Genomic DNA, 13,805 nt, shown 5'->3' with positions numbered 1-13,805 from the left:
CCAATTAAAGAGGAACAGTTTGAACATAGATACGCGTGAAATTAGCCTTGAGCCCGCAGACAACGCTCGCCTGCTGAGCCTGTGCGGGCCGTTTGATGACAACATCAAACAACTGGAGCGACGTCTGGGTATCGAAATCAATCGTCGCGATAACCATTTCAAACTCACCGGACGCCCAATCTGCGTCAACGCCGCGGCAGATATTCTCCGCAGCCTATATGTTGATACCGCCCCGATGCGCGGTGAGATCCAGGACATTGAACCTGAACAGATCCACCTGGCCATCAAAGAGGCGCGCGTGCTTGAGCAGAGCGCGGAGAGCGTGCCGGACTATGGCAAAGCCATCAACATCAAAACTAAACGCGGCGTGATTAAGCCTCGTACCCCGAACCAGGCGCAGTACATCGCCAATATTCTCGACCATGACATCACCTTCGGCGTGGGCCCGGCGGGTACGGGTAAAACCTATCTGGCCGTTGCTGCTGCGGTCGATGCGCTTGAGCGTCAGGAGATCCGCCGTATCCTGCTGACCCGCCCTGCTGTTGAAGCCGGTGAAAAACTGGGCTTCCTGCCGGGCGATCTGAGCCAGAAGGTCGACCCGTATCTGCGCCCGCTGTATGACGCGCTGTTCGAAATGCTCGGCTTCGAGAAAGTTGAAAAGCTCATCGAGCGTAACGTGATTGAAGTGGCCCCGCTGGCCTACATGCGTGGCCGTACGCTTAACGACGCGTTCATCATTCTGGATGAGAGCCAGAACACCACTATCGAACAGATGAAGATGTTCCTGACGCGTATTGGCTTTAACTCGAAAGCGGTTATCACCGGTGACGTCACCCAGATTGACCTGCCGCGTAACACCAAATCGGGTCTGCGTCACGCCATCGAAGTCCTGGCCGAGGTAGAGGAAATCAGCTTCAACTTCTTCCACAGTGAAGACGTGGTACGCCATCCGGTGGTCGCGCGTATCGTTAACGCTTATGAGGCCTGGGAAGAGGCAGATCAGAAGCGCAGGGCCGAACTGGCCGCAGAACGTAAGCGCGAAGCGCAGGAGCATGAACAGAAATGAGTCAGGTGATCCTCGATTTACAGCTGGCCTGTGAAGATAATTCCGGCATGCCAGAAGAGGCACAGTTTCAGAAATGGCTGGATGCCGTTATCCCCCAGTTTCAGGAAGAATCAGAGGTCACGATTCGCCTGGTGGATGAAGCAGAAAGCCATGAGCTCAACCTGACCTACCGCGGGAAAGATAAGCCGACCAACGTGCTCTCTTTCCCGTTCGAAGCCCCTCCGGGCATTGAGATGCCGCTGCTGGGCGATCTGATCATCTGCCGTCAGGTGGTTGAGCAGGAAGCCAAAGAGCAGCAAAAGCCGCTGGAAGCGCACTGGGCACACATGGTGGTGCACGGTAGCCTGCATCTTCTGGGTTACGACCATATTGAAGATGACGAAGCGGAAGAGATGGAATCCCTCGAGACAGAGATAATGCTTGCTCTGGGCTATGAGGATCCGTACATTGCCGAGAAAGAATAGTCAGTCACTGACTACCATGCCGCCGCGCAGGGACATAGCGCGGCGGTTAACGTTGAACTAACAAGAGAACCCTTAACAAACGCCATGAGCGACGACAATTCACACAGTAGCGACACGACAACCACTAAAAAGGGATTTTTCTCCCTCATTCTGAACCAGCTTTTCCACGGCGAACCGAAAAACCGTGATGAACTGCTGGAGCTGATTCGTGATTCCGGGCAGAACGACCTTATCGACGAAGATACGCGCGAAATGCTCGAAGGGGTGATGGACATCGCCGACCAGCGCGTCCGCGACATCATGATCCCCCGCTCGCAGATGATTACCCTGAAACGCAACCAGACGCTGGACGAGTGCCTCGATGTGATTATCGAATCGGCTCACTCACGTTTCCCGGTCATCAGCGAAGATAAAGATCACATTGAAGGGATTTTGATGGCGAAAGATCTGCTGCCGTTTATGCGCAGCGATGCCGAAGCCTTCAGTATGGAAAAGGTGTTACGCCCGGCCGTGGTTGTGCCGGAAAGTAAGCGTGTGGATCGGATGCTGAAGGAGTTTCGCTCCCAGCGCTATCACATGGCGATTGTTATTGATGAATTTGGTGGCGTTTCCGGTCTGGTCACAATCGAAGACATCCTTGAGCTGATCGTGGGCGAAATCGAAGACGAGTATGACGAAGAAGAGGATATCGACTTCCGTCAGCTGAGCCGCCACACCTGGACCGTGCGCGCGCTGGCCTCCATTGAAGACTTCAACGATACCTTTGGCACCAGCTTCAGCGATGAAGAAGTGGACACCATTGGTGGTCTGGTGATGCAGGCCTTCGGCCATCTTCCGGCCCGCGGTGAAACCGTTGACATCGATGGTTACCAGTTCAAGGTCGCAATGGCTGACAGCCGACGTATTATTCAGGTTCACGTCAGAATGCCGGACGACTCACCGGTGCCAAAACTGGAAGATTAATGTAAATGGCATTTGCCCCACTCTTTGAACGCCAGCGCGTCCGTTTGCTGCTGGCGCTGTTACTCGGAGCCAGCGGTACGCTGGCTTTTTCTCCTTACGATATCTGGCCAGCCGCTATTCTCTCCCTGATGGGGCTACAGGGGCTTACCCTGAACCGTCGTCCGGTACAGGCCGCGGCCATCGGCTACTTCTGGGGGCTGGGACTGTTTGGCTCTGGTATCAACTGGGTCTACGTCAGTATCGCGCAATTTGGCGGAATGCCGGGGCCGGTTAACGTCTTCCTGGTTGTGCTGCTCGCCGCCTATCTTTCGCTCTACACTGGCCTGTTCGCGGGCATCCTGTCTCGCCTGTGGCCAAAAACGACCTGGCTGCGCGTGGCGATAGCGGCACCCGTTGTCTGGCAAATCACCGAATTTCTGCGCGGCTGGGTACTGACCGGCTTCCCGTGGTTGCAGTTCGGCTATAGCCAGGTAGACGGCCCGCTGAAAGGCCTGGCCCCGGTCATGGGCGTGGAAGCCATCAACTTCCTGTTGATGATCGTCAGCGGCCTGCTGGTGCTGGCCCTGGTGACACGTAACTGGAAGCCGCTGGTTGCCGCGTTAATCCTGTTTGCCCTGCCCTTCCCGCTGCGTTATATCCAGTGGTTTACGCTGGAGCCCGCGCGCGCCACGCAGGTTTCTCTGGTCCAGGGCGATATCCCGCAGTCCCTGAAATGGGATGAGAATCAGCTGCTGAACACGCTGAAAATCTACGCCAACGCCACTGAAAAGGTGATGGGCAAATCGCAGCTCATCATCTGGCCTGAGTCTGCGATCCCAGACCTGGAGATCAATCAGCAGCCCTTCCTGAAGATGATGGACGATCTGCTGCGCGCACGCGGCAGTACGCTGATCACCGGAATTGTGGATGCGCGTCTCAATCAGCAGAACCGCTATGACACGTACAACACGATCATTACGCTCGGTAAGGGCAGCGAATACAGCTATACCTCCACCAATCGTTACAACAAAAACCACCTTGTACCGTTTGGCGAATTTGTTCCGCTGGAGTCTATTCTGCGCCCACTGGCACCGTTCTTTGATTTGCCGATGTCCTCATTCAGCCGGGGCCCTTACGTTCAGCCGCAGCTGCATGCGCACGGTTTTGCCCTGACGGCCGCCATTTGCTACGAGATTATCCTCGGCGAGCAGGTGCGCGATAATTTCCGCCCGGACACCGACTATCTGCTGACCATCTCAAACGATGCGTGGTTCGGTAAATCGATTGGCCCGTGGCAGCACTTCCAGATGGCGAGAATGCGTTCTCTGGAGCTGGCGCGTCCGTTGCTGCGCAGCACCAATAACGGCATTACCGCCGTGATTGGTCCGCAGGGTGAAATCCAGGCCATGATCCCGCAATTTACCCGTGAGGTGCTGACTACTAACGTCACGCCAACTACCGGGCTCACCCCTTACGCGCGCACCGGGAACTGGCCGCTGTGGATTTTGACCGTGCTGTTCGGCTTTGGCGCAGTGCTGATGAGCCTGCGTCAGCGTCGTAAATAACCTTACCTTCTGTTGCCGGGTGGCGGCTACGCCTTACCCGGCCTGCTCTCCGGCGCCGGCGCCGCCCGACAATTTCCTCCCAAACTTCAATTCTGGCACGCCTGTTGCTTTGTTTACTTACATCAACGCTGTCTGGCTTAACATGCAACCTTGTCGCACCAGCGTAGATCATCGGTAGCACCGAAACGGTGCAACGAGGGATTATTGCCTCTGAATGGTGCGGCGCGCTTCGCAAAAATAAACAATAACGCAGCAAAATCTTTACATTAAGCCAGACTAAATGTTAACAAGCTTGCATAACACTGCACTCGCATTGCGCGAGATATAACAACATCACAATGGGTATCTATGCGTCACTGGCGCTGATAAGAAAGGAGTTGGGTATGCAATTACGTAAACTGGCCACAGCAATGCTGGTTATGGGAATGTCTGCGGGGGTTGTCCACGCTGAAGACGCTCCGGCAGCAGGAAGCACTCTCGACAAGATTGCCAAAAACGGCGTGATCGTGGTCGGCCACCGTGAATCTTCTGTCCCGTTCTCTTACTACGACAACACGCAAAAAGTCGTGGGCTATTCACAGGATTACTCCAACGCCATCGTTGAAGCCGTGAAGAAAAAGCTGAACAAACCTGACCTGCAAGTGAAGCTGATCCCCATCACTTCACAGAACCGTATTCCTCTGCTGCAAAACGGCACATTTGATTTTGAATGTGGCTCAACCACCAACAACCTTGAGCGTCAGAAACAGGCCGCGTTCTCGGACACCATCTTCGTTGTGGGCACCCGCCTGCTGACGAAGAAAGGCGGCGACATCAAAGATTTTGCTGACCTGAAAGGCAAAGCGGTTGTCGTGACCTCCGGTACCACGTCCGAAGTGCTGCTGCACAAGCTGAACGACGAAAAGAAAATGGACATGCGCATCATCAGCGCGAAAGACCATGGCGACTCCTTCCGTACCCTGGAAAGCGGCCGTGCCGTCGCGTTTATGATGGATGACGCTCTGCTGGCAGGCGAGCGCGCCAAGGCGAAGAAACCAGACAACTGGGAAATCGTCGGTACCGCCCAGTCGAAAGAAGCCTACGGCTGTATGCTGCGTAAAGGTGACGAGGACTTCAAGAAACTGATCGATGACACCATCGCTCAGGCGCAAACCTCCGGCGAAGCGGCAAAATGGTTCGACAAATGGTTCAAGAACCCAATTCCACCAAAAAACCTGAACATGAACTTTGAACTGTCTGACGACATGAAAGCGCTGTTCAAATCACCAAACGACAAAGCTCTTAACTAATTAGAACGACAGGGGCGGGATCTCCTGCCCTCTCGATTGTCGGGAAGCATGGACAGACTATACGTTGAGTGGTCGTTCCCCACTCAGCGCAAAAATTGAGCTTCTCACCAATCTTCGAGGGTAGCGCTGCTACCCTTTTTTTTCTGGAGTTTACTATGTCAATTGACTGGAACTGGGGCATCTTTCTGCAACAAGCCCCGTTCGGCAACACCACCTATCTCGGCTGGCTGTGGAGCGGCTTTCAGGTTACCGTTGCGTTATCGATAACGGCGTGGATTATCGCGTTTCTTGTCGGTTCGCTGTTCGGTATTCTGCGTACCGTCCCTAACCGTTTTCTCTCTTCAATTGGCACGCTCTATGTGGAACTGTTCCGTAACGTTCCGCTGATCGTGCAGTTCTTTACCTGGTATCTGGTGATCCCGGAACTGCTGCCGGAAGATCTCGGCATGTGGTTTAAGGCCGAGCTGGATCCTAACGTACAATTTTTTGTCTCCTCTATGCTGTGTCTGGGGCTGTTCACCGCTGCGCGCGTCTGCGAGCAGGTACGTGCCGCCATACAGTCACTGCCGCGCGGGCAAAAGAATGCGGCACTGGCGATGGGCCTGACTCTGCCTCAGGCCTACCGTTACGTACTGCTGCCGAACGCTTACCGCGTCATCGTTCCGCCGATGACGTCCGAGATGATGAACCTGGTAAAAAACTCGGCTATCGCCTCAACCATTGGTCTGGTAGATATGGCGGCGCAGGCGGGCAAACTGCTGGATTATTCCGCTCACGCATGGGAATCCTTCACGGCGATCACGCTCGCCTATGTTCTGATTAACGCATTCATCATGCTGGTGATGAACCTGGTTGAACGCAAAGTACGCCTGCCGGGCAATCTGGGGGGCAAATAAATGTACGATTTTGACTGGAGTTCCATTGTTCCCTCCATGCCCTATCTGCTGGATGGACTGGCAATCACCTTAAAGATCACCGTTATCGCCATTATCGTCGGTATTGTCTGGGGCACCCTGCTGGCTGTGATGCGCCTGTCGAGCTTTAAGCCGCTCGCCTGGTTTGCCACGGCTTACGTTAACGTGTTCCGCTCCATTCCACTGGTCATGGTGCTGCTGTGGTTTTATCTGATTGTTCCCGGCTTTTTACAGAACGTACTGGGACTGTCGCCAAAGACCGATATCCGCCTGATCTCTGCCATGGTGGCGTTTTCCATGTTTGAAGCCGCCTACTACTCAGAGATCATCCGCGCCGGTATTCAGAGTATCTCGCGCGGGCAGTCCAGCGCTGCGCTGGCGCTCGGTATGACGCACTGGCAGTCTATGAAGCTCATTATTCTGCCGCAGGCGTTTCGCGCCATGGTTCCGCTGCTGCTGACGCAGGGCATCGTCCTGTTCCAGGATACCTCCCTGGTCTACGTGCTGAGTCTGGCAGACTTCTTCCGTACCGCCTCCACCATTGGCGAACGTGACGGAACGCAGGTTGAGATGATCCTCTTCGCGGGCGGGGTCTATTTTGTGATTAGTTTAAGCGCATCGCTGTTGGTCAGCTGGCTGAAGAAAAGGACGGTATAATGATTTCCCTGAAAAATGTTTCTAAATGGTATGGGCACTTTCAGGTGCTGACCGACTGCTCAACAGAAGTGAAAAAAGGCGATGTGGTGGTGGTATGCGGTCCGTCCGGTTCCGGTAAGTCCACGCTTATCAAAACCGTTAATGGGCTGGAACCTGTCCAGCAGGGCGAGATTGTCGTTAACGGCACCAAAGTGAATGACCGCAAAACCAACCTTGCCCAGCTTCGCTCCCACGTAGGGATGGTGTTCCAGCATTTTGAGCTGTTCCCTCACCTCTCCATCATTGAGAACCTGACGCTGGCGCAGGTGAAAGTGCTGAAGCGCGACAAAAAAGCGGCGCGCGAAAAGGGCCTGAAGTTGCTGGAACGCGTCGGGCTGTCTGCACATGCGGATAAGTTCCCGGCGCAGCTTTCGGGCGGCCAACAGCAGCGTGTGGCAATCGCGCGTGCGCTGTGCATGGATCCGGTGGCTATGCTGTTTGATGAGCCGACGTCCGCGCTCGATCCTGAGATGATCAACGAAGTACTGGACGTCATGGTGGAGCTGGCGCACGAAGGGATGACCATGATGGTGGTGACGCACGAAATGGGCTTCGCCCGTAAAGTGGCCAACCGCGTGATCTTCATGGATGAAGGGAAAATTGTTGAAGACTCACCAAAAGAAGAGTTCTTCGCAAATCCTAAATCTGAACGTGCAAAAGACTTCCTCGCCAAAATCCTGCATTAATCTTTTTAGTGCGCAATCTGCGGATTGCGCACTGCTTCACGCTTTAGATCTCTTTTTCTATTCGGCTTCACATCACAGCGTTAACCTTGTCACAAATAATGCTGAAAATGGAGAACGCTATGGCACAGCCAATTATTCTCGACTGCGATCCGGGTCATGATGACGCGATCGCACTCGTCCTTGCTCTTGCTTCCCCTGAACTGGACGTAAAAGCTGTCACCTCCTCCGCCGGAAACCAGACGCCGGATAAAACCTTGCGAAACGTGTTGCGCATGTTGACGCTGCTGAAACGCACCGATATTCCTGTCGCAGGTGGCGCCGTTAAGCCGCTGATGCGCGAGCTGATCATTGCGGATAACGTTCACGGTGAAAGTGGGCTGGATGGTCCGGCGCTGCCGGAGCCGGATTTCGCACCGCAAAACTGCACTGCCGTCGAGCTCATGGCGAAGGTGCTGCGTGAGAGCGCAGAGCCCGTGACGCTGGTGGCGACCGGCCCGCAGACCAACGTTGCGCTGCTGCTGAACAGCCATCCTGAACTGCACAGCAACATCGCCCGTATCGTCATCATGGGCGGGGCAATGGGGCTGGGGAACTGGACGCCAGCAGCAGAGTTCAACATCTTCGTTGACCCGGAAGCCGCGGAAATCGTCTTCCAGTCGGGCCTGCCGATTGTGATGGCGGGGCTGGACGTTACCCACCGCGCACAAATTATGGCGCAGGACATCGAACGATTCCGTTCTGTGGGTAACCTGGTTGCAACAACCGTGGCAGAGCTGCTCGATTTCTTTATGGAGTATCACAAAGCCGAGAAGTGGGGCTTCCACGGTGCCCCGCTGCATGACCCATGCACCATCGCCTGGCTACTGAAGCCGGAAATGTTTACCACGGTCGAGCGTTGGGTTGGTGTGGAAACACAGGGGAAATATACCCAGGGAATGACGGTGGTGGACTATTACTCGCTGACGGGAAACAAGCCGAATACCACGGTGATGGTGGATATCGATCGGGAAGCGTTTGTGGATTTGCTGGCGGAGCGTCTGGCTTATTATATGTAGTCCGAAAAAACAGTACATTATTGGGCATTTTAGGCGGTTCTGCTGCCTAATGCCCTTATCATGCCTCCCTCATACTAAAAACTTCATTAAATAAAACAAGCAAGAAAAAACAGAACGCTTTTATTTGATAATAGCTAAACCATTAGCCCCACCCATTTGTCACAATTATTATTACTTGCTACTGATTCACTCCTCAAATAAAAACAATGAATTCTTTTATGGATATTTTCAAAAGTGAAATAAACATCACTTTGCTTCGCAAGGACATGTTCGATGATCGAATGAACATAGCAAGGGAGCACGTTATGTATTACAGCGAAGAAATTATCAAGCAACCTGGAACTGACAAAGAGCTAGCTGTGCGGTTAGATAAAGCGTTAATAGGCGTTAAAGAAGGTGTACAAGATTATGTAAATGGTCTTGGCGATGCCACAACACGCTTACTTTATTATACATCCTGTCTTACAGAAAATTATCAAGATGTTTGTAAAAAACTTGGTTCTGAAGATGTCAGATTTATTTGCGCTCTATATGAACTAGTCAAACATAGAAATGTTATATTTCGAATGTTGAATATATATAGAAACCCTCTTAAAAAATAAAAGCGATGTAGAAAAGAAAACAATCCTTGAAAACTTAACGCCATTCGCCAAAAACTATTCCATTAAATACATTTCAAAAATGGTTTGATTTACTTTATAACATCATATATATGCTACGGAAACAAAATGAATTTATCTGTTCAGAATGCATTAATGAAAAAAATAGGAAGCAGAGTTGGGTGGGTCATAGGAGGACTGAATATTTATGGGATTGTACAACGTGCTGCTGATAGCGCAGATAATCTAAAAAATTTCTGCCCAATATTTTATAACGCCTTATATAGAGAGGGGTTAGAAATGATGTATTTCTTGATCGAACCCATGATCATGAAGTCTTGCTATCTAAATATTAGCACAGCATCTGATGAAGAAATTGTCAGAGCACTTAAGAGAATGATGTGAAAATGCTTAATTTGATGAATAATCTATTAAGAAGATGTATCAGGCGTTTTTATAATAGTATCAAAGATGATTGCATCAACAATATTTTAGGCTGTGGAATAATTTTCCTTATAGCCATAATCTCCATTTTGGTTTCTATTTTTGTCGATAATAACAAAATTGCATTTGGAATTATCGCCTTGATAGTAACACTGACATTTTCACTAATATTTTTTTACAACGGAAAAGAATGAAATGACTATCCCGGCACATATTTGGCTCATCGATGACAATGGCTCACCTTTGACAGGAGAGTGTTTAATGCCATCACGATTGGGTTCCACTGAGCTTAAGTCCTTTAATCATTCGGTATGGATTCCTACAGACCATAATACAGGGAAACTGACTGGAACACGTCTTCATGTACCGATTAGATTTAAAAAAGAGATAGACCGGCTCACACCCTATCTATTCAGAGCCGTATGCGAAGGAAGAATACTGAAAGAAGCTTTAATAAAAATGTATAAAATTAATGATGCAGGAATAGAACTGGAATATTTCAATATAAAGCTGGAAAATGTAAAGATAACTCAAATCTCCCCCGTTCTATTTCCAGTAGGTATTGCAAGTAAGCATATGGAAGAAGTTGAAATTCGCTATGAGTCTATAGAATGGAAGTACACTGAAGGAAACATAATGTACAAAGACTCGTGGAATGAAAGGGTCACAGCCTAAAGAGGGTGGAAATCTTTCGTGAAACGTTTGGATATTTACTGGCGGAGCGGCTGGCTTATTATTCTGCGGCCTGATGCCCTCACCCCGACCCTCTCCCACAGGGAGAGGGTGCAAACAGTTTTGCTTTTACCTACGGCTCAAACGGCCGACGCTGGAACTGGTCGTGCCCGCACTTCGGACACAGCGACAACACCTCCGGCGTATAAACGGCGATATGGTGGTGGCACTTCTCACACACCAGGTTCCCCAGCCCCACTACTTCGCCGCTGTGATAGACACCGTGGTGGTTTAAATCCTGGAACACCTCGCGCCACTCCAGTTGAGTTTTATCGGTAATATCCGCCAGCTCCTGCCACAGGCTCTCTTTAATGACCCGCATAAAAACACTGTCGGCGATCTCGTCCTGGCTCTCTTCATAGCTTCGCGCGAACTCCTCCAGGTCGCGGCGCACGGCGCGCGTTACCTCTTCCACTTCGGTTCGCGTTAACTCACCCGTTTGCGTCACGCGTGCGCGTGCCTGTTCGACCAGCGCGTCGATATCACGCTCGCCGTTACGCAGCCGTTCCGTCAGAGTCGCTACCAGTTCACGGTAAAATTGAGCAACCTTGTTCATCATTTTGCCTCCCGGGTAAGTAACTGTCTCTAATAATAGACCTTATTTCGTCGCCGCTTTGTCAGGTGAAGCACAGACCCGGTAAATTCCTGCAAAGTGCATTTGCGTGAAAGGCTGTTTTGACGCGGGCGTTTGGGCTATGCTATGCGGATCTGAATTACCACATCCATTGGCTACATTTGTAGCTGTATTGAACACAGGACCACTGGCTGCCATGCAAGAGCAATACCGCCCGGAAGAGATAGAATCAAAAGTCCAGCAACACTGGGATGAGAAGCGCACCTTTGAAGTAACCGAAGACGAGAGCAAAGAGAAGTATTACTGCCTGTCGATGCTTCCCTATCCTTCTGGTCGACTACACATGGGCCACGTGCGTAACTACACCATCGGTGACGTGATTGCACGCTACCAGCGCATGCTGGGCAAAAACGTTCTTCAGCCTATCGGCTGGGATGCGTTCGGCCTGCCTGCTGAAGGCGCGGCGGTGAAAAACAACACGGCACCGGCTCCGTGGACGTACGACAACATCGCGTACATGAAAAACCAGCTGAAAATGCTGGGCTTCGGCTATGACTGGAGCCGCGAGCTGGCAACCTGTACCCCGGAATACTACCGCTGGGAGCAGAAGTTCTTCACCGAGCTGTATAAAAAAGGCCTGGTGTACAAGAAGACCTCTGCCGTTAACTGGTGCCCAAATGACCAGACCGTTCTCGCGAACGAACAGGTTATCGATGGCTGCTGCTGGCGCTGCGACACCAAAGTAGAGCGTAAAGAGATCCCGCAGTGGTTTATCAAAATCACCGCCTACGCTGACGAACTGCTGAACGATCTGGACAATCTGGACCACTGGCCAGATACCGTTAAGACCATGCAGCGCAACTGGATCGGCCGTTCCGAAGGTGTGGAAATTACCTTCAACGTTGAGAACTACGATCAGACCCTGACCGTCTACACCACCCGCCCGGACACCTTCATGGGCGCGACCTACCTGGCCGTGGCCGCAGGTCACCCGCTGGCGCAGAAAGCGGCAGAAAACAATCCAGAACTGGCGACCTTTATCGACGAATGCCGCAACACGAAAGTGGCCGAAGCCGACATGGCGACGATGGAGAAAAAAGGCGTTGATACCGGCTTCAAAGCGATCCACCCGCTGACGGGCGAAGCGATCCCTGTCTGGGCCGCCAACTTCGTACTGATGGAATACGGCACAGGCGCCGTGATGGCCGTGCCGGGTCACGACCAGCGCGACTACGAATTTGCCACCAAATACGGCCTGACCATCAAGCCTGTTATTCTTGCTGCTGACGGCTCTGAACCCGATCTCTCTGAGCAAGCGCTGACTGAAAAAGGCACCCTGTTTAACTCCGGTGAGTTCAGCGGCCTGAGCTTTGAAGAGGGCTTCAACGCCATCGCCGACAAGCTGGCCTCCCTGGGCGTGGGCGAGCGTAAAGTGAACTACCGTCTGCGCGACTGGGGCGTTTCCCGTCAGCGTTACTGGGGTGCGCCAATCCCAATGGTGACGCTGGAAGATGGTACCGTGATGCCAACGCCAGAAGATCAGCTGCCGGTGATCCTGCCGGAAGACGTGGTCATGGACGGCATCACCAGCCCGATCAAAGCCGATCCTGAGTGGGCGAAAACCACCGTCAACGGTCAGCCAGCGCTGCGTGAAACCGACACCTTTGACACCTTTATGGAATCCTCCTGGTACTATGCGCGCTACACCTGCCCGCAGTACAAAGAAGGCATGCTGGATTCTGATGCAGCAAACTACTGGCTGCCGGTAGACATTTACATCGGTGGCATTGAACACGCCATCATGCACCTGCTCTACTTCCGCTTCTTCCACAAACTGATGCGTGACGCAGGCCTGGTCAACTCCGACGAGCCGGCAAAACAGCTGCTGTGTCAGGGTATGGTGCTGGCAGATGCGTTCTACTACGTTGGCGCGAACGGCGAGCGTAACTGGGTTTCTCCGGTTGATGCGATTGTCGAGCGCGACGAGAAAGGCCGTATCGTGAAGGCGAAAGACGCTGAAGGTCATGAACTGGTTTATACCGGCATGAGCAAGATGTCCAAGTCTAAAAATAACGGCATCGACCCGCAGGTGATGGTTGAGCGTTATGGTGCGGATACCGTGCGTCTGTTCATGATGTTCGCCTCCCCGGCAGATATGACCCTTGAGTGGCAGGAATCCGGCGTTGAAGGGGCCAACCGCTTCCTGAAGCGCGTCTGGAAACTGGTTTACGAGCACACCTCTCAGGGCGATGCGCCAGCGCTGAACGTAGCTGCACTGACTGAAGATCAACAGGCGCTGCGTCGTGATGTTCATAAAACTATTGCGAAAGTCACCGATGATATTGGTCGTCGTCAGACCTTCAATACCGCAATTGCGGCTATTATGGAACTGATGAACAAGCTGGCGAAAGCCCCGCAGGATGGCGAGCAGGATCGCGCGTTAATGCGTGAAGCGCTGCTGGCGGTCGTTCGCATGCTGAACCCGTTCACGCCGCACGTTAGCTTTACCCTGTGGCAGGAACTGAAAGGCGAAGGCGATATCGACAATGCGCCGTGGCCAGTGGCGGATGAATCCGCTATGGTGGAAAACACCACGCTGGTGGTGGTGCAGGTTAACGGTAAAGTGCGCGGTAAAATTACCGTCGCGGTCGACGCAACCGAAGAACAGGTTCGCGAGCGCGCAGGCCAGGAGCATCTGGTCGCTAAATACCTTGAGGGCGTTACCGTACGTAAAGTGATCTACGTACCTGGTAAACTGCTGAATCTGGTCGTTGGCTAA

Annotated in this window: 14 protein-coding genes; 13 read left to right on the top strand and 1 reads right to left on the bottom strand. The window is 52.4% G+C overall.

Annotated features, from left to right (window positions below; translation table 11 throughout):
- The first annotated feature begins 19 nt into the window (after positions 1 to 19).
- The 12 genes from L384_RS09355 (at position 20) to L384_RS09400 (ending at position 10,395) form a co-directional block, all read left to right on the top strand.
- Positions 20 to 1,066, top strand: a complete 1,047-nt coding sequence (locus L384_RS09355; RefSeq protein ID WP_003858674.1) for a PhoH family protein — start codon at positions 20 to 22, stop codon at positions 1,064 to 1,066.
- A complete protein-coding gene (ybeY, locus tag L384_RS09360) occupies positions 1,063 to 1,530 on the top strand; it encodes an rRNA maturation RNase YbeY (RefSeq protein ID WP_003858677.1) in 468 nt (155 codons plus the stop codon). The genes L384_RS09355 and ybeY overlap by 4 nt, the downstream gene beginning before the upstream one ends.
- Before the next feature lie 84 nt (positions 1,531 to 1,614).
- The gene (corC, locus tag L384_RS09365) at positions 1,615 to 2,493 is read left to right on the top strand and encodes a CNNM family magnesium/cobalt transport protein CorC (RefSeq protein ID WP_003858679.1); all 879 of its coding nucleotides are present in this window, start codon (positions 1,615 to 1,617) and stop codon (positions 2,491 to 2,493) included.
- Positions 2,494 to 2,498: 5 nt separating this feature from the next.
- Positions 2,499 to 4,037, top strand: a complete 1,539-nt coding sequence (gene lnt, locus L384_RS09370) for an apolipoprotein N-acyltransferase (RefSeq protein ID WP_023315631.1) — start codon at positions 2,499 to 2,501, stop codon at positions 4,035 to 4,037.
- Positions 4,038 to 4,420: 383 nt separating this feature from the next.
- Positions 4,421 to 5,326, top strand: a complete 906-nt coding sequence (locus L384_RS09375; protein ID WP_003858681.1) for an amino acid ABC transporter substrate-binding protein — start codon at positions 4,421 to 4,423, stop codon at positions 5,324 to 5,326.
- Between the two features lie 155 nt (positions 5,327 to 5,481).
- Positions 5,482 to 6,222 (top strand): glutamate/aspartate ABC transporter permease GltJ, encoded by a 741-nt coding sequence (gene gltJ, locus L384_RS09380; protein WP_015571133.1) that lies wholly within the window; start codon positions 5,482 to 5,484, stop codon positions 6,220 to 6,222.
- Positions 6,223 to 6,897 carry a glutamate/aspartate ABC transporter permease GltK gene (gene gltK, locus L384_RS09385; protein ID WP_003858686.1) on the top strand — a complete coding sequence of 225 codons (675 nt, stop codon included), beginning with the start codon at positions 6,223 to 6,225 and terminating at the stop codon, positions 6,895 to 6,897. It abuts the gene before it with no gap.
- Positions 6,897 to 7,622 carry an amino acid ABC transporter ATP-binding protein gene (locus L384_RS09390; protein WP_006809622.1) on the top strand — a complete coding sequence of 242 codons (726 nt, stop codon included), beginning with the start codon at positions 6,897 to 6,899 and terminating at the stop codon, positions 7,620 to 7,622. The genes gltK and L384_RS09390 overlap by 1 nt, the downstream gene beginning before the upstream one ends.
- Positions 7,623 to 7,741: 119 nt before the next feature.
- Entirely contained in the window at positions 7,742 to 8,677 is a 936-nt protein-coding gene (rihA, locus tag L384_RS09395; protein WP_023324318.1) for a pyrimidine-specific ribonucleoside hydrolase RihA, read from the top strand.
- Between the two features lie 218 nt (positions 8,678 to 8,895).
- Positions 8,896 to 9,279: a hypothetical protein gene (locus L384_RS22785; RefSeq protein WP_255343907.1), complete on the top strand. Its 384-nt coding sequence runs from the start codon at positions 8,896 to 8,898 to the stop codon at positions 9,277 to 9,279.
- A gap of 126 nt (positions 9,280 to 9,405) precedes the next feature.
- On the top strand, positions 9,406 to 9,681 hold the full coding sequence (locus L384_RS22780) for a hypothetical protein (protein WP_032628170.1): 276 nt from the start codon (positions 9,406 to 9,408) through the stop codon (positions 9,679 to 9,681).
- A gap of 234 nt (positions 9,682 to 9,915) precedes the next feature.
- Positions 9,916 to 10,395: an Hcp family type VI secretion system effector gene (locus L384_RS09400; RefSeq protein WP_023324317.1), complete on the top strand. Its 480-nt coding sequence runs from the start codon at positions 9,916 to 9,918 to the stop codon at positions 10,393 to 10,395.
- Positions 10,396 to 10,525: 130 nt separating this feature from the next.
- Here the strand turns inward: L384_RS09400 and L384_RS09405 are convergent, their stop codons facing one another.
- Positions 10,526 to 11,008, bottom strand: coding sequence for a zinc ribbon-containing protein (locus L384_RS09405; protein WP_003858689.1), 483 nt, complete (start codon positions 11,006 to 11,008; stop codon positions 10,526 to 10,528).
- Positions 11,009 to 11,222: 214 nt separating this feature from the next.
- Between L384_RS09405 and leuS the strand changes: the two genes are divergently transcribed.
- A complete protein-coding gene (gene leuS, locus L384_RS09410) occupies positions 11,223 to 13,805 on the top strand; it encodes a leucine--tRNA ligase (protein WP_022650605.1) in 2,583 nt (860 codons plus the stop codon).

The sequence above is a fragment of the Enterobacter sp. MGH 38 genome (assembly GCF_000492855.1).
GTDB classification, from domain to species: domain Bacteria; phylum Pseudomonadota; class Gammaproteobacteria; order Enterobacterales; family Enterobacteriaceae; genus Enterobacter; species Enterobacter hormaechei_C.
This window is presented reverse-complemented; position numbering and strand designations above follow the sequence as displayed.